The 18,036-nt window shown below is 71.5% G+C and carries 17 protein-coding genes; 10 read left to right on the top strand and 7 right to left on the bottom strand.

All coding sequences use genetic code 11. The features are described 5' to 3' along the window. The first annotated feature begins 57 nt into the window (after window positions 1-57). From F1721_RS28195 to F1721_RS28185, 3 genes are all read left to right on the top strand, one after another. Window positions 58-1,104, top strand: coding sequence for a LacI family DNA-binding transcriptional regulator (locus F1721_RS28195; protein ID WP_170301633.1), 1,047 nt, complete (start codon window positions 58-60; stop codon window positions 1,102-1,104). Between the two features lie 206 nt (window positions 1,105-1,310). Next, window positions 1,311-2,591, top strand: a complete 1,281-nt coding sequence (locus tag F1721_RS28190; protein ID WP_150069831.1) for an SLC13 family permease — start codon at window positions 1,311-1,313, stop codon at window positions 2,589-2,591. Window positions 2,592-2,818: 227 nt separating this feature from the next. Further along, window positions 2,819-3,703 carry an NAD(P)-dependent oxidoreductase gene (locus tag F1721_RS28185; RefSeq protein WP_150069830.1) on the top strand — a complete coding sequence of 295 codons (885 nt, stop codon included), beginning with the start codon at window positions 2,819-2,821 and terminating at the stop codon, window positions 3,701-3,703. A gap of 10 nt (window positions 3,704-3,713) precedes the next feature. On the opposite strand, the gene F1721_RS28180 is transcribed toward F1721_RS28185, so the two are convergent. Further along, complete coding sequence (locus tag F1721_RS28180) at window positions 3,714-4,457, bottom strand: LysR family transcriptional regulator substrate-binding protein (RefSeq protein WP_150069829.1); 744 nt, start codon at window positions 4,455-4,457, stop codon at window positions 3,714-3,716. A 61-nt stretch (window positions 4,458-4,518) separates the two neighbouring features. On the opposite strand from F1721_RS28180, the gene F1721_RS28175 reads away from it, so the two are divergent. Then, window positions 4,519-4,923, top strand: a complete 405-nt coding sequence (locus F1721_RS28175; RefSeq protein WP_150069828.1) for a DUF5997 family protein — start codon at window positions 4,519-4,521, stop codon at window positions 4,921-4,923. Between the two features lie 72 nt (window positions 4,924-4,995). On the opposite strand, the gene F1721_RS28170 is transcribed toward F1721_RS28175, so the two are convergent. Together F1721_RS28170 and F1721_RS28165 are read right to left on the bottom strand one after the other, a co-directional pair. After that, window positions 4,996-6,081 carry a tartrate dehydrogenase gene (locus F1721_RS28170; protein ID WP_150069827.1) on the bottom strand — a complete coding sequence of 362 codons (1,086 nt, stop codon included), beginning with the start codon at window positions 6,079-6,081 and terminating at the stop codon, window positions 4,996-4,998. Between the two features lie 112 nt (window positions 6,082-6,193). Then, the gene (locus F1721_RS28165) at window positions 6,194-7,093 is read right to left on the bottom strand and encodes a LysR family transcriptional regulator (protein ID WP_150069826.1); all 900 of its coding nucleotides are present in this window, start codon (window positions 7,091-7,093) and stop codon (window positions 6,194-6,196) included. Window positions 7,094-7,236: 143 nt separating this feature from the next. Here F1721_RS28165 and F1721_RS28160 point away from each other — a divergent pair, with 143 nt between their 5' ends. Further along, a complete protein-coding gene (locus tag F1721_RS28160) occupies window positions 7,237-8,373 on the top strand; it encodes a glycerate kinase (protein ID WP_150069825.1) in 1,137 nt (378 codons plus the stop codon). Between the two features lie 49 nt (window positions 8,374-8,422). Further along, on the top strand, window positions 8,423-9,832 hold the full coding sequence (gene dctA / locus F1721_RS28155; protein WP_150069824.1) for a C4-dicarboxylate transporter DctA: 1,410 nt from the start codon (window positions 8,423-8,425) through the stop codon (window positions 9,830-9,832). Between the two features lie 16 nt (window positions 9,833-9,848). Here dctA and F1721_RS28150 read toward each other — a convergent pair whose 3' ends face one another. From F1721_RS28150 to F1721_RS28140, 3 genes are all read right to left on the bottom strand, one after another. Next, window positions 9,849-10,169 (bottom strand): nucleotide pyrophosphohydrolase, encoded by a 321-nt coding sequence (locus F1721_RS28150; protein WP_150069823.1) that lies wholly within the window; start codon window positions 10,167-10,169, stop codon window positions 9,849-9,851. Window positions 10,170-10,284: 115 nt separating this feature from the next. Further along, the gene (locus tag F1721_RS28145; protein WP_150069822.1) at window positions 10,285-11,418 is read right to left on the bottom strand and encodes an L-talarate/galactarate dehydratase; all 1,134 of its coding nucleotides are present in this window, start codon (window positions 11,416-11,418) and stop codon (window positions 10,285-10,287) included. A gap of 32 nt (window positions 11,419-11,450) precedes the next feature. Beyond that, window positions 11,451-12,809 carry an MFS transporter gene (locus tag F1721_RS28140; RefSeq protein WP_150069821.1) on the bottom strand — a complete coding sequence of 453 codons (1,359 nt, stop codon included), beginning with the start codon at window positions 12,807-12,809 and terminating at the stop codon, window positions 11,451-11,453. 277 nt (window positions 12,810-13,086) lie between these two features. On the opposite strand from F1721_RS28140, the gene F1721_RS28135 reads away from it, so the two are divergent. Genes F1721_RS28135 through F1721_RS28125 form a run of 3 tightly spaced genes read left to right on the top strand, consistent with a single transcriptional unit; the run spans window position 13,087 to window position 16,043 of the window. Continuing rightward, window positions 13,087-14,091 (top strand): tripartite tricarboxylate transporter substrate binding protein, encoded by a 1,005-nt coding sequence (locus F1721_RS28135; RefSeq protein WP_150069820.1) that lies wholly within the window; start codon window positions 13,087-13,089, stop codon window positions 14,089-14,091. Next, complete coding sequence (locus F1721_RS28130) at window positions 14,088-14,549, top strand: tripartite tricarboxylate transporter TctB family protein (protein WP_211840659.1); 462 nt, start codon at window positions 14,088-14,090, stop codon at window positions 14,547-14,549. The genes F1721_RS28135 and F1721_RS28130 overlap by 4 nt, the downstream gene beginning before the upstream one ends. 9 nt (window positions 14,550-14,558) lie before the next feature. Further along, window positions 14,559-16,043, top strand: a complete 1,485-nt coding sequence (locus F1721_RS28125; protein WP_150069818.1) for a tripartite tricarboxylate transporter permease — start codon at window positions 14,559-14,561, stop codon at window positions 16,041-16,043. A 14-nt stretch (window positions 16,044-16,057) separates the two neighbouring features. Here the strand turns inward: F1721_RS28125 and F1721_RS28120 are convergent, their stop codons facing one another. Further along, window positions 16,058-16,933 carry a LysR family transcriptional regulator gene (locus tag F1721_RS28120; RefSeq protein ID WP_150069817.1) on the bottom strand — a complete coding sequence of 292 codons (876 nt, stop codon included), beginning with the start codon at window positions 16,931-16,933 and terminating at the stop codon, window positions 16,058-16,060. A gap of 180 nt (window positions 16,934-17,113) precedes the next feature. On the opposite strand from F1721_RS28120, the gene kdgD reads away from it, so the two are divergent. Beyond that, a complete protein-coding gene (kdgD, locus tag F1721_RS28115) occupies window positions 17,114-18,034 on the top strand; it encodes a 5-dehydro-4-deoxyglucarate dehydratase (protein WP_150069816.1) in 921 nt (306 codons plus the stop codon). Window positions 18,035-18,036: the final 2 nt, after the last annotated feature.

Genomic DNA, 18,036 nt, shown 5'->3' with positions numbered 1-18,036 from the left:
GGTGAAATCGACCGAGCGGCGAAGCTCCGGAAAGATGGCGGAATGCGGAGGAGGACCATGGCACGCGGCCGGGCACCGACGGTCAAGGACGTGGCCGAGCACGCCGGGGTGTCGCCGGGCGTGGTGTCACGAGTCGTCAACGCCAACGGCTCGGTCTCGGAGCGGACCCGCGAGCGGGTGCTCGCCTCGATCAAGGCGCTCGACTACCGCCCGCACAGCGCGGCCCGGGAACTGCGCACCCGCACCACGAACACCATCGGGCTGGTCCTGGCGGACGTGGCGAACCCGTTCTTCGCCCACCTCGCCGAGCACGTCGTCCGGCACGCCGCCGAGGTCGGCCTGGGCGTCCTGCTCACCACCACGCAAGAAGATCCCGCGATGGAACTGCGGAGCATCGAGCTGCTGATGCAGAAGCGGGTGCGGGGCGTGATCGCCGCGCCGGGCACCGGCAACGCGGCGGCCTGGCGGCACATGCGCGACCTCGGCATCGACCTGACCTTCGTGGACCGGGTCATCGACCGCATCCCGGGGATCGACGTCGTCGGCATGGACAACGAGAGCGCCGCCCACGCAGCGACCACAGCGCTGCTCGAGCGCGGCCACCGCCGCATCGCGCTGGTGAGCGGACCGAGCACCACCTCGACTGGGCATGAGCGCATCGACGGGTACCGCCGGGCACTGGACGAGCACGACGTCGCCGCAGACCCGGCGCTGGTGGCGGAACTGGCCTTCCAGCGCGCCGGGGTGGAGAACGCGGTGCGCGCGATGGCCGGGCTGGACGAGCCCCCGACCGCGCTCATCGTCGGCAACACCGCGGTATCCGCACACGTCGTGCGATACCTCCAGGAATGCGGCGTGCGCCTGCCCGAGGACCTCTCGGTGGTGGTGTTCCACGACGCGGAGTGGACGACGCTGATGACGCCGCAGATAACCGTCGTCCGCCACCAGCTCGACGATCTCGCCCGCACCGCCGTGGAGATGCTGCACAGCCGCATGAACTCCGACGAGCCGCTGCGCCGCCGCGAGATCCGCCTGGACAGCGAACTCGTGATCAGGAGCAGCCTCGCGCCCCCGCGGAAGCGCCGCGCCCTCCTGAACACCTGAGCGCGCTCCCGGTGGTGGGCAGAACGCCAGCTCTGCCCACCACCGGTCCACCTTCGCACCCGACCACGCCCCGGCGCAGTGGCTGAGCCAGTTGGCCATTCGGGTATTGACTTCGGCGGGTGGATCGCTGAAAGTGGCTTAGCCAGTCAGCCACTGTGCCGCGCGCCACACCGGGGCGCGGCTGCTCGCCCGGCAAGGAGGCAACGGTGCCGCCCGAGTTGATATCGATCCTGGTGCTGGTCGCCGCGTTCGTCATCGCCACCACGCTCTCGGTCAACATGGGCTTGCTGGCGTTCGCCGCGGCCTTCCTGGTCGGCGCGCTGGCCGGCGGGATGTCCGAGGACGACATCTTCGCCGGGTTCCCCGGCGACCTGTTCGTCGTGCTGGTCGGCGTCACCTTCCTGTTCGCCATCGCGCGGGCCAACGGCACCACCGACTGGTTGGTGCGGCAGGCCGTGCGGCTGGTCGGCGGGCGGATCGCGCTGATCCCGTGGGTGATGTTCGGCATCGGCGCGGTGCTGACCGCCATCGGCGCCGTCAGCCCGGCCGCGGTCGCCATCGTCGCGCCGATCGCGCTGAACCTCGCCGCGCAGTACCGGATCAACCCGCTGCTCATGGGCGCGATGGTGGTGCACGGGACGCAGGCCGGGAGCTTCTCGCCGATCAGCATCTACGGCACGATCGTCAACGGCGTGGTGGACCGCAGCGGGCTGCCGGGCGACCCGGTGGTGCTGTTCCTGGGCAGCCTGGTGGTCAACGCGGTGATCGCCGCGGTCGTGTTCGTGGTGTTCGGCGGGCTGCGCCTGCGGCGCGCGGCCGAGGCGAAGCAGCTCGTCACCGTCGGCGCGGGTTCCGGGGGCTCCGGGGAGGAACCTGCCGAGGAGCTCGGCCTGAACCGGGACCGGGTGCTCACGCTGGCCGGACTGGTCGTCCTGGTGGTCACCACGCTCGGGTTCGGGCTCGACGTGGGGCTGGTGGCGATGACCGTCGCCGTGGTCCTGAGCGTGCTCTCACCGAAGATGTGCAAGCAGGCGCCCAGCGAGGTGGCGTGGCCCACCGTGCTGCTGATCTGCGGCGTGCTCACCTACGTCGGCGTGCTGGAGAAGATGGGCACGATCGACTACGTGGGCAACTCGGTGGCCGGGATCGGCGTCCCGCTGCTCGCCGCGCTCCTGCTCTGCTACATCGGGGCGATCGTGTCGGCCTTCGCCTCGTCGGTGGGTCTCATGGGCGCGCTCATCCCGCTCGCCGTCCCCTTCCTGCAGGAGGGCAGCATCGGCGCGGTCGGCATGATCACCGCGCTGGCGGTGGCGGCGACCGTGGTCGACGTGAGCCCGTTCTCCACCAACGGCGCGATCGTGCTCGCCAACGCCAAGGGGGTCGACCGCGACGCGTTCTTCCGCCAGCTCCTGCTCTACGGCGCGATCATCGTCGCCGCGGTCCCGGCCGCGCTGTGGCTGGTGTTCGTCCTTCCCGGACTGCTGTGACGCACCGCCGGACCGGTCGTCCTCATCGGACTCTCCAGGCGCTGGAGCGGCGCAGCACGGGATCACCGCTGGTGCTGGTACCGCGCCGCCGCAGCCCGGTGATCACCGGTCCCGGCTGGAGCCGTCGCGCCTCCAACGCGTCGACACCCTGCCGGACCCTGCCTGGCACGGTCACCGACCGGCTGCTTGTCTGGCGGTGCACGCACCGCCAGACCGAGGAGATCGACATGACCGACACGCTGACCACCAGCGTTCTTGGCACCGGGATCATGGGCGCGGCGATGGCCCGCAACCTCGCTCGCGCCGGTCACACCGTGCGCGTCTGGAACCGCACGCGGGCGAAGGCCGAGCCGCTGGCCGCCGACGGGGCGCACGTCGCCGACACGCCCGCCGAGGCCGTCCGAGGCGCTGATGTGGTCCTCACGATGGTGCACGACGGCCCCGCGGCGCTCGACGTGATGCGGCGAGCGGGCGCTCGCCCCGGCACGGCGTGGGTGCAGTCGACCACGGCTGGCATCGACGCCGTCGGCGAGCTGGCCGCGCTGGCCCGCGAGCAGCAGCTCGTCTTCTTCGACGCCCCCGTCCTCGGTACCCGCCAGCCCGCCGAGGAGGGGCAGCTCGTCGTCCTGGCCGCCGGGCCGAGCGGGAGCCGGGACGTGGTGACGCCGGTGTTCGAGGCCATCGGCTCCCGCACGGTGTGGACCGGCGAGGACGGCGCCGAGGCGAGCGCCACGCGCCTCAAGCTCGTGGCCAACAGCTGGGTGCTCGCCGTCACGAACGCCGCCGGTGAAGCCCTCGCACTGGCCAAGGGCCTGGGCGTGGAGCCGCAGCGGTTCTTCGACATCATCAGCGGCGGCCCGCTCGACATGGGCTACCTGCACGCGAAGGCCAGGGCGATCCTCGAGGACCGGCTGACCCCGCCGAGCTTCGCCGTGACCACCGCCGCCAAGGACGCCGAGCTGATCGTCCAGGCGGGGAAGGCGTGCGGCGTCCGCCTCGACGTCGCCGAAGCAGGAGCGCGGCGCTTCAACCGCGCCGCCGAGCAGGGCCACTCCGCGGAGGACATGGCAGCCGCCTACTTCGCCAGCTTCGAGGAAACCCCCGGGCGCTGACCGGCAGGGACTACGAGCGGCGGCGCGGTTTCCCGCGCCGGGGTCCGGCCGAGCCGCGCGACCGGTTCCGGCCGGACGATCCCCTGGCAGCGGGCTTCTTGGCCTCGGCCGGTCGCTTGCGCTTGTCCTGCGGCGGTGTCGGCGGGCGACCGCGGGTGCTGTTGACCGTGCGGCCGCGCACGATCCCGATGAACTGCTCCTGCAGGTCCGTGGTCTCCTCCTCCGGCCAGGACAGCGCGACCTGGGACTGCGGGGCGTCGGTCACCGGCCGGTAGGTGAGGTCCTTGCGGTGGTGCAGGCGGGCCAGCGACTGCGGGACCACGAGCAGGCCCACCCCGGCCGCCACCAGCTCGACGGCGTCCCCGGTGGTGGCCGGGCGCTCGATCGCCGGTCGTCCGGGCGGGCCCGACCAGTCGAGGGTGTCGTCGAGGGGGTGCAGCACCACCTCGTCGGCCAGGTCGTCGCCGGAGACCTCGTCGACCGCGGCCACCACGTGGTCCTTCGGGACCACCACCACGGTCGTCTCGGTGTAGAGCGGGATCGCGTGCAGACCCGCGCGGTCGGTCGGGAACCGGAGCAGCACCATGTCCGCCTCGCCGCGGCGCACCACGTCGGCGGCACCGGCGGCGGGCACCTGGACGAGCTCCAGCGGCACCTCGGGCACCCGCTCCGCCCACTTGCGCGCCCACTTGCCCGGCGTCACGCCCGGCACGTAGGCGAGCGTGAAGGGGGGCTGCTCGTCCGAACCAGTCACGCGGGCCAGGTTACCGGGCGTCACCGCAGGTGGTGCGGGTGCGGTCGATACCCTGGAGGGCATGAAGGCGCGCCAGACCTCCCAGACGATGAAGCCCGCGACCGCGGCGAAGAAGCTCAACGTGTACCTCGGAGCCACCCCCGCGGAGTTCCAGGAGGGCGTCATCTCGCGCGAGGAGCTCAACGCCCTGCAGGCCGACCCGCCGGAGTGGCTCCGCGAGCTGCGCCGCAACGGCCCGCACCCGCGCCAGGTGGTGGCCGCGCGGCTGCGCATCTCCATCGGCGGCTTGACCCGCGCGGGCATCACCGACCCGCTGACCACCGACGAGATCAACGCCCTGCGCGAGGAGAACCCCGAGTGGCTCCAGCAGGAGCGCGCCACCCAGCTGGAGGTCAAGCGCGAAGCCGCGCGCATCAAGGACAAGGCCGAGGCGAAGCGCGCCAGGGCCGACCAGCGGCGCGCCTGATCCTTAGTCCTCCCCGTCGGTTCAGCGCGGGGAATGTGCGGGTGCGCAACGGCGTCGCGCACCCGCGGCCGGTCAGAGGTGGTCGATGACCGAGGCGACGACGTCGGAGGTCTTGGCGGTCCCGCCGACGTCCGGGGTCAGCACGCCGGACGCGGTGGTCGCCTCGATCGCCTTGTTCACGCGGACCGCTTCGTCGGGCAGTCCGAAGTGGTCGAGCATGAGCGCCGCGCTGCCGATCGCACCGATCGGGTTGGCCAGACCTCGACCGGCGATGTCCGGCGCGGACCCGTGGACGGGTTCGAACATCGACGGGAACCGGCGCTCCGGGTTCAGGTTCGCGCTGGCGGCCAGGCCGAGGCTCCCGGCCAGCGCCGAGCCGAGGTCGGACAGGATGTCGGCGTTGAGGTTGGAGGCCACCACGACCGAGAGGTCCTCCGGTTTGAGCACGAACTTCGCCGACATCGCGTCGACCAGCACGCTCTCCGTCTCGACGTCCGGGTAGTCGGCGGCGACGCGGACGAAGGTCTCGTCCCACAGCACCATCCCGTACTGCTGGGCGTTGCTCTTGGTGACCGAGGAGACCTTCTTCCGGGGCCGGGTGCGCGCCAGGTCGAAGGCGAAGCGGATGATCCGCTCGCAGCCGCGCTCGGTGAACAGCGCGGTCTGCAGCGCGACCTCGTTGCCCGGACCGCGGCCGGAGAGGTTGCGGCCGCCGAGGCCCGCGTACTCCCCCTCGCTGTTCTCCCGGACGACGACCCAGTCCAGCGGGGTGTGGTCGGCCTTGCGCAGCGGCGAGGTGATGCCGGGGTGGAAGTGCACCGGCCGGATGTTGGCCCACTGGTCGAAGTTCTGGCAGATCTTCAGCCGCAATCCCCAGAGGCTGGTGTGGTCGGGCACCGAGGGCCAGCCGACGGCACCGAAGTAGATGGCGTCGAACTCGCGCAGCGCCTCCAGACCGTCCTCGTCCATCATCCGGCCGGTGCGCTCGTAGTACCCGCAGCCCCACGGGAATTCGGTCCAGTCGAAGGCGAACGCACCGCCCGATCCCGCGGCCAGCGCGTCGAGCACCGCGCGCCCGGCGGCGACGACCTCGGTCCCCACCCCGTCAGCGGGAACCGCCGCGATCTTGAAGGTGCGGGTCGTGGGCTGAGCTGACATCGAGCGACTCCCCTGGTGTCGGGTGCTGGTGCACCGAGTCAAGCCCGGCGGGCCTGCGGACGTCCAACACGCTTTCGCGATGCCATTCATAGGTTCCGGTTATCCCGGCTGGTCACGCACCCAGGTGGTCCGCGGGCCGGTAGGAGCGGGCCACGGCGAGGAAGGCCCGCGCCGCGGGGGTCAGCGGGGCCGACCGGCTGAGCAGGGCGACGTGCAGCTGCGCCGGTGGGTCGATGCGGGCGACGCGGGCACCGGCGCGCCGGGCCAGCGGGGCCCACGCGGACGGCAGCACGGCCAGACCGGTGCCGTGCATCACCAGCGGGAGGATCGACGTGCGGTGGGCCACCTCGGCGACGATCTGCAGGTCCGCGCCGTCCGCCAGCACTTCGTCGACGATCTGCCGCATGTGGCTGCCCGGCGGCGAGACGATCAGGCGCGCACCGGTCAGCGCCGAGCGCTGGACCGGATCACCGCTCGGGAAGTCCGCGTCCGGTGCCCCGACGAGGACGAAGTCCTGCGCTTCCAGGGGCAGCACGTCGACGCCCGGGGCCTGCAGCGGTCCGGGCGTTCCGATCAGCCCGAGCTCGCAGGCCCCCTGCTTGATCTTCTGCACCACCTCGTCGGGGGTGAAGGCCGCGTCGGCGCCGACCGTGACTCCCGGGTGCTGCTGGGCGAACAGGCGGGTCAGCGTGCCGAGGGGCTCGATCCCGGGGGACGGCATCGTCACGAGCTCGACCCGGCCGCGACGGGCTCCCCGGACCCAGTCCATCGTCGACCGGGCCGTGCGCAGGTCGCGGATGACCTGCCGGGCCGGGCCGATCAGCTCGGTTCCGGCGCTGCTGAGGACGGCACCCCTGCCGATGCGGTGGAACAGCTGCACGCCGAGCTCGCGCTCCAGACCGGCGATGGCCTGCGACAGCGAGGGCTGGGCGACGTGCAGCGCTTGCGCCGCCTTGCCGAAACCGCCGTGGTCGACGATCGCCAGGAAGTACTCGAGCTGGCGCACGTCCATGGGCGCACTCCTCCACGCGACGTATGGGCAGGTCAGAGCCCACTGATCAGCAGAACCTATCAGTCGGGTAGCGACTTTCTCTTGGACGGCGCACCGCGTCCGCGGTCACTGTGGTGCCCACGTTCGCAGGGCGAGGAGGATGCATGCACGAGGTGGTCGTGGCTCTCGACTCGTTCAAGGGTTCCATCGACGCGGCCCGCGCGACCGCCGCGCTCTCCCGCGGGCTGCGGCGCCACCACTCCCGCCCCGCCGTCCGCGAACGGCCCGTGGCCGACGGCGGTGAAGGCACCCTGGACGCGTTCGAGGCGGCGGGCTTCACCCGCGTCCCGGTCACGGCCGCGGACCCGCTCGGTCGCCCCGTCGAGACCGGCTACGTCCAACGCGACGGCGTTGCGGTCGTGGAGCTCGCGGACGTCTCCGGCCTGGGCCGGATCCCGAGAACCACACCTGCCACCGCGATGGCGGCCTCCTCGCACGGCACCGGCCAGGTGATCGCCGCCGCCCTCGACGCGGGCCACCGCACCGTCGTCGTCGGGCTGGGCGGCAGCGCGACCACCGATGGCGGAACGGGCATCGTGGCCGCGCTCGGCGGTCGGCTGTTCGACCGGGCGGGAAACCGGACCTCGCTGCTGAGCGCCGTCCGCGCCGTCGATCTCAGCAGTCTGCACCCGCGCCTGACCGGGCCGGACGCAGCCCGGCTGGTCGTGGCCTGCGACGTCGACAACCCCCTGCTCGGACCGAACGGCGCCGCAGCGGTTTACGGACCGCAGAAGGGCGCCGACGCGGACGCGATCGCGGAACTCGAACCCGCCCTCGGCCGCTGGGCGGAGCTGCTGGAGAACGCCACCGGCACGGCGGTTTCGGGCCACCCGGGTGCCGGAGCGGCGGGCGGCGCCGGATTCGCGCTGCTGGCCCTCGGCGGGCAGCTGCGCTCCGGGATCGAGCTCGTCCTCGAGCTGACCGGGTTCGCCGAGCAGCTCCCGGGTGCGCACCTGGTGGTCACCGGGGAAGGGTCGCTGGACCACCAGACCCTGCGCGGCAAGGCACCCGCCGGGGTCGCCTCGGCCGCGCGAGCAGCCGGGGTTCCCGTCGTGGCGGCAGCCGGGCGCAACCAGCTCACCCGTGGAGAGCTCACCGCAGCGGGCTTCACCGCGGCTTTCGCGCTCACCGACGTCGAAGCGGACGTCAGCCGCTGCGTGCGCGAAGCCGAACCGCTGCTGGAACTGCTCGGCGAACGGATCGCCGCTGAAGCACTCGCCCCCGAACCGGCTTTCCGATGACCGCCCACCGCCGCTGACAACGGCGCTCGACCACGTGCAGGAGAATGCAATGGCGCAGACCGCACAAAAACCGCTGCCGCCCGGGAGAACCGGGGCGAAGCCCTGGTACCGGCAGCTCTACTTCCAGGTCCTGGTCGCGATCGTCGTCGGCATCCTGCTCGGCTGGCGGTGGCCGGATCTCGGCGAGGCGATGCAGCCGATCGGGACGACCTTCATCGCCGCGATGAAGATGCTCATCGGGCCGATCGTCTTCCTGACCATCATCGGCGGGATCGCCGGTGTCGCCGACCTGAAGAAGGTCGGGCTCACCGGGCTGAAAGCGCTGACCTACTTCCAGATCGGCACCATCGTCGCGCTGGTGATCGGGCTCGTCGCGATCAACGTCGTCCGGCTCGGCGAAGGCGTCAACGCCGACCCGTCGAAGATCCAGGTGAGCGGGACCGCGCAGCAGTACGTCGAGACCGGCGAAACCCAGCAGTGGTGGGAGTTCTTCACGCACCTGGTGCCGGAGAGCTTCTTCGGCGCGTTCGCCGAGGGCGACATCCTGCAGATCATCTTCCTGGCCGTGCTCTTCGGCATCGCGATCAAGGCGGTCGGCCCGATCGGCGAGCCGATCGCCGCCGGGGTCAAGCGGCTGACCGAGGTCGTGTTCAAGGTCCTGAGCTTCGTGATGAAGGCCGCCCCGCTCGGCGCCTTCGGCGCCATGGCCTACGCGGTCGGGGCGTTCGGACTGTCCACGTTGACCAGTCTCGGCTCGCTGATCGCGCTGTTCTACGCCACATCGGTCCTGTTCGTGGTGGTCGTCCTGGGCGGCTTCCTCGCGCTCCACGTCCGGCTCAACATCTTCCAGCTGTTCCGCTACCTCAAGGACGAGTTCTTCCTCGTCCTCGGCACCTCCACCGCCGAACCGGCGCTGCCCGGCCTGATGCGGAAGATGACCTTCATGGGCGCCGACCGCACCACGGTGGGCCTGGTCGTGCCCACCGGCTACAGCTTCAACCTCGACGGCGCGGCGATCTACCTGTCGCTGGCCGCCGTCTACATCGCCCAGGCCACCAACACCCCGCTGAGCGTCGGCCAGCAGATCGGCCTGCTCGCGGTCATGCTCCTCACCTCGAAGGGCGCGGCCGGGGTGGCCGGTGGCGGATTCATCGCGCTGACCGCCACCCTGTCGACCATCGGCACCGTCCCCGCGGCGGGCATCATGCTGATCTTCGGCATCGACAAGTTCATGTCCGAGTGCCGAGCGCTGGTCAACTTCTACGGCAACGCGGTGGCGACGCTGGCGATCGCCAAGTGGGACGGGGCACTCGACGTCGAGCGCGCCCGCCGCGTCCTCGCCGACCGGACCTCCGCAGAGCGAGCGACGGCGCAGGAACCTGAAGCACCGCCCCGGTCTTCCGACGTGCCGAAGCAGACGTCGGCGGACGGGCTCACCCCGACGAGCGCGAGCAGCTGAGCCCCGGCCGCCCGGCTCAGGTGGTCGGGGGGAAGCGCGTCTCGTTGCGGTCGATCTTGGCGTTGGCGGCTTCGACGAGGTCGATGCCGCAGACGTCGGTCAGCCTGATGAGGTAGAGCAGGACGTCGGCCGCCTCGTCGGCCAGCCGGTCCTTGAGCCCGCCTTCCGCCAGGCCCGCCACGGCACCGGCGTCGTCCACCCACTGCAGCTCCGCGACCAGCTCCCCGGCCTCCCCGCTGAGCGCCATCGCCAGGTTCTTCGGCGTGTGGTACTGCTCCCAGTCCCGCGCCGCCGCGAAGTCCCGCAACCTGTCCCGGAGCCCGTCAACGCTGTCCATGCCGACCACCGTAGTCGGCAGCCCCTCCGCAGCGTGCACAGGTCGCTTTTCCGTGAGCACTTTCCGGTGCCACAGCCCCGGAAAGCGCTCACGGGCGTCGACCTGCGCAGCGGGATCAGGCGTGGACCTCGTGGTCGGCGACCGTCCAGGACCGGGCCTGGTCGCTGATCGTCACGCCGAGGCCCGGGCGCGGCGAGAGGTGCATCCGGCCGCCCTCGATGCGCAGGTGCTCGTCGAACAGGGGGTCCAGCCACTCGAAGTGCTCCACCCAGGGCTCCCGGGCGTAGGCCGCCGCCAGGTGGATGTGGATCTCCATCGCGAAGTGCGGGGCCAGCTGGAGGTTCCGGTCGTCGGCCAGGGCCATCACCTTCAGGAACTGGGTGATGCCGCCGACCCGCGGGGCGTCGGGCTGGACGATGTCGGCGCCGCCCGCCCGGATCAGCTCGCGGTGCTCGGCGACGCTGGTCAGCATCTCGCCGGTGGCGATCGGGGTGTCGAAGTGCGACGCGAGCAGCGCGTGCCCCTCGAAGTCGTGGGCGTCCAGGGGTTCCTCGATCCACACCAGGTCCAGCGGTTCCAGGGCGCGGCACATGCGGCGGGCCGTCGGGCGGTCCCACTGCTGGTTGGCGTCGACCATCAGCGGCACGTCGCCGATCTTCTCCCGGACCGCGGTGACCCGGGCCAGGTCGACCGCGTTGTCCGGATGGCCGACCTTGATCTTGATGCCGCCGATGCCCCCGGCCACCGCCTCCGCCGCGCGGTCCACGACCTCCTCGACCGGCGCGTGCAGGAAGCCGCCGGAGGTGTTGTAGCAGCGCACCGAATCGCGGTGCGCGCCGAGGAGCTTCGCCAGCGGCAGACCGGCGCGCTTGGCCTTCAGGTCCCACAGCGCGACGTCGAAGGCGGCGATCGCCTGCACCGACAGCCCGCTGCGCCCGACGGAGGCACCCGCCCAGACGAGCTTGTCCCAGATCTTGGCGATGTCGCTGGGGTCCTCGCCGAGCAGCACCGGGGCGATCTCGCGGGCGTGGGCGAACTGCCCCGGTCCACCGGCCCGCTTGGAGTAGCTGAAGCCGACGCCTTCCAGCCCGCTGGCGGTGGTGATCTCGGCGAACAGCACGGCCACCTCGGTCATCGGCTTCTGCCTGCCGGTGAGCACTTTCGCATCGCTGATCGCGGTGGGCAGCGGCAGCGCCACCGACGAGATCTCGACCCGGGTGATCCGGTCCAGCACGGCGGTTTCGGTCATGGTCACCTCTCCTATGCGTCCACTGCGGATGTTCAGTCGTCGAACCGGATGCGCTTGATGGTTCCCATCACGGCCAACCCGACCAGGGCCAGCGCGCCGTGCGCGGCGACGAACCACAGCGCCACGTCGAACGAACCGGTGGCCTGCACGGTGTAGCCGATGACGATCGGGGTCACGATGCCCGCCACGTTGCCGAACGCGTTCATCGTCGAGCCGACGAAGCTGGCGGCCTGCGGCGGTGCGAGGTCCGTGGTGATCGCCCACCCCAGCGAGCCGATCCCCTTGCCGAAGAACGCCAGCGTCATGATCGCCACGATCAGCGCGCTGCTGTCGGTGATGCTGCAGAGCGCGATGCTGGTCGCCAGGACCATGCCGACGACCGACGGGAGCTTGCGGGCGAAGGTCAGCGAGTGGCCGCGGCGCAGCAGCGCGTCGGAGGCGAAACCGCCCACCAGGCCTCCGGCGAAGCCGCACAGCGCGGGCAGCGCGGCGACGAAACCGACCTCCAGCAGCGACAACCCGCGGCCTTCGAGCAGGTACACCGGGAACCAGGTGATGAAGAAGTAGGTCAGCGCGTTGATCGCGTACTGGGAGAGGTAGACGCCCCACAGCGGTCGGGTGGTGAAGATCTTCGCGATGGTCCGCCGGTCCAGGCGGGCGCGCTGCCCGCCGGTCGTCGGCGCGTCCAGGTCGACCAGTCCCCCGCCGGAGCTGATCGTCTCCAGCTCCTCCGGCGTGACCCGCGGGTGCTGCCGCGGCGAGTCCATCCAGCGCAGCCACACCACGGCCAGCACCAGGCCGAGCACGCCGAGCAGGACGAACACCCACCGCCAGCCGAACTGGTGGGTGATCCAGCCCATCAGCGGTGCGAACAGGGCGGTGGCGAAGTACTGGGCGGAGTTGAACACCGCCGTCGCCCGGCCGCGCTCGGCGGTCGGGAACCACGCCGTGGCCACCCGCGCGTTCGCCGGGAACGCCGGGGATTCGAAGACGCCCAGCAGGAGCCGGAGCGCGAAGATGATCGCCACCGACACCAGCACCGGTGTGGTGATCAGGCCGACCAGGCTGATCGCGGCGGTCACCAGCGTCCACAGCGCGAGGCTCAGCGCGTAGATGCGCCGGGCGCCGAACCGGTCGAGCAGGATCCCGCCGGGCAGCTGGCCGAGCACGTAGGCCCAGCTGAACGCGGAGAAGATGTAGCCGAGCTGCACGCTGCTGAAGCCCAGGTCGGCCTGCAGGCTGGTGCCGGTGATCGACAGGCTGCTGCGGTCGGCGTAGTTGAGCGCGGTGATGATGAAGATCAGCGCCAGGACCAGATAGCGGGTCGGGATGCGGCGGCTGATCGGCGCACCTGCCCGCCCGACGGTGGAAGCTGTTGCGGTGTCAGACATCGGTGTCCTCCCGGTCGCCGCGGAGCGCTCCGCGGTGTTCAGGACACTAAGTCGGCCCGCCGATTCCGGTCCAACACCGAATGGACATCGATCAATACCCCGCCAGCATCGAAATCGGGTCCGGCGCGGGGTTTCGGGCGGCGATGCGCGGACGGTATCACTCGATACCGAATCGACCTTGGACACGCATCGACCGCGAACTTAGGCTGCCGAGCGTTCGACACCGTGACCGCGCTCACAGCGCGGCGGTGGGCCGCCTCGAACCGAAGGAGCCCCAGTGACGTCGAAGTCCCTCGCACGCCGAAGAGTTCTGCCGCCCCTGCTCGCCGCGGCGCTGTCCCTGCCGCTCGCCGCCTGCGGGGGCAACCTGTCCAGCAGCGGTGGCGGGGACTTCCCCAGCGGTCCGGTGACGATGCTGGTCGGCCAGTCGCCGGGCGGGAGCACCGACCTCATCGGACGCGCCCTGGCCGACGGCGCCGCCGACGACCTCGGGGTCGCGATGCCGGTGGTCAACACGCCCGGCGCGAACGGGGCGCTCGCGGCGAAGGAGTTGTCCGGCAAGCAACCCGACGGCCAGCACGTGCTGGTCCTCAACGCCTCGCTGACCTCGATCACGCCGCTGGCGGTCGCTCCGGAGGAAGCCGTCGACATCGACGACTTCGAGGTGATCACCGGGGTTTCCCGGGACGACTACGTGCTGGTCGCCAACGCCGCCTCGGGCCTGCGCTCGGTGCCGGACCTGGTCGGGGCGGGCCGCGACCTGAAGTTCGCCACGACGGGCGTCGGCACCGGCAGCCAGCTGTCCCAGGAGCTGCTGTTCAAGCAGGCCGGGATCGCAGGCACAGCAGTGCCGTTCGACGGCGGATCACCGGCGGTGACCGCGGTGCTCGGCAACCAGGTCGACGTCGCCGCCGTCCAGCTCGGCGAGGCGATCGGCCAGATCGAGGCCGGGCAGCTGACCCCGATCGTCACCTTCTCCGCGCAGCGCAGCCGGTACCTGCCGGGGACGCCGACGGCCGTGGAACAGGGTTACGACGTGCGGGTTTCGCAGTTCCGCGCGGTCGTCGCGCCGAAGGGCACCCCGCCGGACCGGATCGACCGGCTGCGCAAGGCGTTCCAGGCCACCTTCGCCACCGAGCGGTACCGCGAGTTCAACGAGGACAACCTGCTCGCGCCGCACGAGATCGACGGCGCGCAGGTGGTGCGGGAGTGGACCAGCTCGCTGGAGAGCTACCGCGCCATGACGCAGCAGTACGGGATCGACCTCGGCGGGCCGAAGTGAGCGGAGCCCAGCGGGAGCGCCCGGCCGGGACGACCGCGAACCTGGTCGTCGCGCTGGTCGTGGTCGGAGTCGGCGTCTGCGGCGCGGTCGGGTCCTGGTCGTTGGGGCTGGGCAGCGCCGCGGAACCGGCGGCCGGTACCTGGCCGTTCCTGGTCAGCCTCGCGATCGCGGTGCTCGGCGTGGCGCTCGGGCTGCAAGCGCGGCGGTCGCGCGACGCGGAGCGGATGTCGGCGGCGAGCTGGCCGGTCCTGGCCGCGGTCGCGAGCATGGTCTGCTTCGCCGCGCTGATCACCACGATCGGGTTCGAGATCCCGGCCGCGCTGCTGGCCTTCGCGTGGCTGCGGTTCCTCGGCCGGGAGTCGTGGCGGGCGTCGGTGCTCGGCGGGCTCGCCATCGTGGTCGGCTTCTACGCGGTGTTCGTCGGACTGCTCGACGTCCCCATCCCCCACCTGTTCTGAGGAGCGGCGATGGATCTCGCCCCGGTGCTCGACGGGTTCGGGGTCGTCCTCGAACCCACCAACCTGCTGCACTGCCTGATCGGCGTGGTGGTCGGGATGCTGGTCGGCGTGCTGCCCGGGCTCGGCCCGGCCGCCACGATCGCGATCCTGCTGCCGCTGACCTTCGACGTCGAGCCGGTCACGGCGATCATCATGCTGGCCGGGATCTTCTACGGCGCGCAGTACGGCGGGACCATCACCTCGGTGCTGCTGCGGCTGCCCGGCGAGGCGTCGTCGGTGGTGACGGTCTTCGACGGCTACGCGCTGGCTCGCCAGGGCCGGGCCGGGACCGCGCTGGGGATCGCGGCGATCGGCTCCTTCGTCGGCGGCACCGCCTCGATCGTGGTGCTGTCGCTGCTCGCCCCGCTGATCGCCGGGTTCGCCCTCGACTTCGGCCCGCCCGAGTACACCGCCCTGGCCCTGCTCGGCATCCTGCTGGTCGCCACCGTCAGCAACGGCAGCCGGGTGAAGGCCGTCGTCGCCGCGTGCGTCGGCCTGCTGCTGGCCACGGTCGGCCGGGACGCGTTCACCGGATCCGAGCGGTTCACCTTCGACCTGCTGCCGCTGTCGGACGGGCTCGACTTCGTGCCGATCGCGATGGGCGTGTTCGGGCTCGGCGAGATCCTGCACAACCTCGAACAGCGCCAGCAAGGCACTGCGACCACCGCGACGGTCGCCAACGCCTGGCCGTCGCGGAGCGACCTCCGGCAGTCGGCGGGGGCGATCGGCCGGGGTTCGGTGCTCGGGTTCGCGCTCGGCGTGCTGCCCGGCGGTGGTGCGACGCTCTCCTCGCTCGCGGCGTACGCGGTGGAGAAGCGGCGGTCGAAGACCCCGGAGCGGTTCGGGCAGGGCGCCGTCGAGGGCGTGGCCGCGCCGGAGACGGCGAACAACGCCGCGGCGACCTCGTCGTTCATCCCGCTGCTCACGCTCGGGATCCCGGCGAACGCCACGATGGCGATGATCTTCGGCGCGCTGCTGATCCAGGGCGTGACGCCCGGCCCGCAGCTGGTCGACGAGGACCCGGAGCTGTTCTGGGGCGTGGTCAACTCCATGTACCTCGGCAACGTCCTGCTGCTGATCATGAGCATCCCGCTGGTCGGGCTGTTCGTGAAGATCCTGCGAGTGCGCCCGGCCGTGCTCGCGCCCATCACGGTGCTGATCACGCTGGTGGGCGTGTACACCGTCCGCAACAGCGTCTTCGACATCGCGCTGGTCATCGCGTTCGGCGCGCTCGGCTACCTGATGAAGAAGTACGGGTTCGAACCCGGGCCCCTGGTGCTGGCGTTCGTCCTCGGCTCGCTGCTGGAGACCTCGCTGCGCCGTTCGCTGCTGCTGTTCGAGGGGGATCCGACCGGCTTCCTCACCAGGCCGATCTCCGGCACCCTGCTGGCGCTGCTGGCCGTGGTCGCGCTGTTCCCGCTGGTGCAGCGGCTGGTCCGCACCCGGGCCCGTTGAGCGTCCACAGTGGATCAGAGCAGGTCCAGCAGGGCGTGCAGCGCCGGGTTGTCGTTGGCCCGGCGCCAGACCAGGTGCAGTTCCACCGGATCCGGCTCGGGCAGCTGCAGCGGGCGGAAGTGCACGCCCTCGAAGTGCAACCGCGCCGCGGTGGCGGGCACCAGCGCGCTGCCGAGGCCGACCTGCACCAGCGCCAGGGCGGTGTGGATCTGGCTGACGTGCTGCACGTACGTCGGCTGCACACCGGTCCGGCCGAAGGCGGTGACGAGCAGCTCGTGGAAGTACCGCGCTTCGGTCGGCGAGTACATCACCACGTCGGCGCCGTGGAACTCGCCCAGCTCCAGCGGCTCGGTCCCGCTGGCGAGCGGGTGCCCGTCCGGCAGCGCGGCCAGCAGCGGCTCGGAGCGGAACAGCCGGGACTCGAGCTCGGGGCGCGCGGCCGGAGGTCGGGCGAGCCCGAGGTCCAGGGAACCGCCCGACAACCGCTCCGCCTGGTCGCGGGTGACCAGCTCGTGCAGCACCACCTCCACGCGCGGCAGGTGCTCGCGAACGGTGGCCAGCAGGCCGCCGAGCACCCCGTACGCCGAGGTCGCGGTGAACCCGATGCGGATGATCCCGGCCTGCCCCAGGGTCACCCGCCGCACCGAGAGCGCGGCGTTCTCCGCCTCGTGCAGCAGCCGCCGCGCGTCCTGCAGGAACGCGCGACCGGCCGGGGTCAGCCGCACGGTGCGGCTGGTGCGGTCGAACAGCTGGACCTTGAGCTCCTTCTCCAGCTGCTGGATCTGCCGCGTCAGCGGGGGCTGGGTCATGCGCAGGCGCTGCGCGGCCCGGCCGAAGTGCTGCTCCTCGGCCACCGCGACGAAACCGGTGAGTTGGTTGAGCGTGAACATCGATGCTGCCCCGGTATCAGTAGATGCATTGTTTGAGTTGGACGGGCATTGATGGCTCACCTTACTGTCATCCGCAGAACCAGGAAGTCGCTCCTGCTCGTCAGCGAACGCACCGCCCAGCCGCCGGGCCGCGCAGACAGCCACGACGTCGTCAGGAATCGCCCACGGAGGAGATCTTTGATGTCCGCGTACTCGCCCACCGACATGGCCCGGCAGCTCGCCGGCGGACTGCTGTCGTTCCCGGTGACCCACTTCCGCCCCGACCTCTCCTTCGACGAGGCCGCCTACCGCGAGAACATCGGCTGGTTGAGCGGTTTCGGCCCGGCCGGGCTGTTCGCGGCCGGTGGCACCGGCGAGTTCTTCTCGCTGACCCCGGCCGAGGTCGAGCAGGTGGTGACCGCCGCCGTGCAGGAGGTCCCGGACGGGCTGCCGGTGATCGCCCCGGCCGGGTACGGCACGGCGACCGCGGTCGAGATGGCCCGCGCCGCCGAGCGCGCCGGGGCCGCCGGTCTGCTGCTGCTCCCGCCCTACCTGACCGAAGCCGACCAGGAAGGGCTCGCCGCGCACGTCCGCGCGGTCTGCGCCGCCACCGGGCTCGGGGTGGTCCTCTACAGCCGGGCCAACGCGATCTTCGAGGACAGCACGGTCGCCGAGCTGGCCGAGGACTGCCCGAACCTGGTCGGGTTCAAGGACGGCGTGGGCAACGTGGAGAAGATGACCCGGCTGTACTCCCGGCTCGGCGACCGGCTCACCTACGTCGGCGGGCTGCCCACCGCGGAGACCTTCGCGCTGCCGCTGCTGGAGCTGGGCGTGACCACCTACTCCTCGGCGATGTTCAACTTCGTGCCGGAGTTCGCGCTGCGCTTCTACCGGGCGGTGCGCGACCGGGACCGCGCCGCGGTGTACCGGTACCTCGACGAGTTCGTGCTGCCCTACTGCGACATCCGCAACCGGCGCGCCGGGTACGCGGTGAGCATCGTGAAGGCGGGCATGAAGGTCATCGGCCGCCCGGCCGGTCCGGTGCGCCCGCCGCTCGTGGACCTGGACGACACCGAGCTCGCCGCGCTGTCCGACCTGGTCAAGCGCCTGCCGGAGGAGTGATC

It is taken from the genome of Saccharopolyspora hirsuta, assembly GCF_008630535.1.
Lineage (GTDB): Bacteria > Actinomycetota > Actinomycetes > Mycobacteriales > Pseudonocardiaceae > Saccharopolyspora > Saccharopolyspora hirsuta.
This window is presented reverse-complemented; position numbering and strand designations above follow the sequence as displayed.

What these genes read in the sequence shown, in the direction of transcription:
- F1721_RS28195 (WP_170301633.1), top strand. Translation starts at nt 58, where the DNA reads ATGGCACGCGGCCGGGCACCGACGGTCAAGGACGTGGCCGAGCACGCC.
- F1721_RS28185 (WP_150069830.1), top strand. Translation starts at nt 2,819, where the DNA reads ATGACCGACACGCTGACCACCAGCGTTCTTGGCACCGGGATCATGGGC.
- F1721_RS28175 (WP_150069828.1), top strand. Translation starts at nt 4,519, where the DNA reads ATGAAGGCGCGCCAGACCTCCCAGACGATGAAGCCCGCGACCGCGGCG.
- F1721_RS28170 (WP_150069827.1), bottom strand. Translation starts at nt 6,081, where the DNA reads ATGTCAGCTCAGCCCACGACCCGCACCTTCAAGATCGCGGCGGTTCCC.
- F1721_RS28165 (WP_150069826.1), bottom strand. Translation starts at nt 7,093, where the DNA reads ATGGACGTGCGCCAGCTCGAGTACTTCCTGGCGATCGTCGACCACGGC.
- F1721_RS28160 (WP_150069825.1), top strand. Translation starts at nt 7,237, where the DNA reads ATGCACGAGGTGGTCGTGGCTCTCGACTCGTTCAAGGGTTCCATCGAC.
- dctA (WP_150069824.1), top strand. Translation starts at nt 8,423, where the DNA reads ATGGCGCAGACCGCACAAAAACCGCTGCCGCCCGGGAGAACCGGGGCG.
- F1721_RS28150 (WP_150069823.1), bottom strand. Translation starts at nt 10,169, where the DNA reads ATGGACAGCGTTGACGGGCTCCGGGACAGGTTGCGGGACTTCGCGGCG.
- F1721_RS28145 (WP_150069822.1), bottom strand. Translation starts at nt 11,418, where the DNA reads ATGACCGAAACCGCCGTGCTGGACCGGATCACCCGGGTCGAGATCTCG.
- F1721_RS28140 (WP_150069821.1), bottom strand. Translation starts at nt 12,809, where the DNA reads ATGTCTGACACCGCAACAGCTTCCACCGTCGGGCGGGCAGGTGCGCCG.
- F1721_RS28125 (WP_150069818.1), top strand. Translation starts at nt 14,559, where the DNA reads ATGGATCTCGCCCCGGTGCTCGACGGGTTCGGGGTCGTCCTCGAACCC.
- F1721_RS28120 (WP_150069817.1), bottom strand. Translation starts at nt 16,933, where the DNA reads ATGTTCACGCTCAACCAACTCACCGGTTTCGTCGCGGTGGCCGAGGAG.
- kdgD (WP_150069816.1), top strand. Translation starts at nt 17,114, where the DNA reads ATGTCCGCGTACTCGCCCACCGACATGGCCCGGCAGCTCGCCGGCGGA.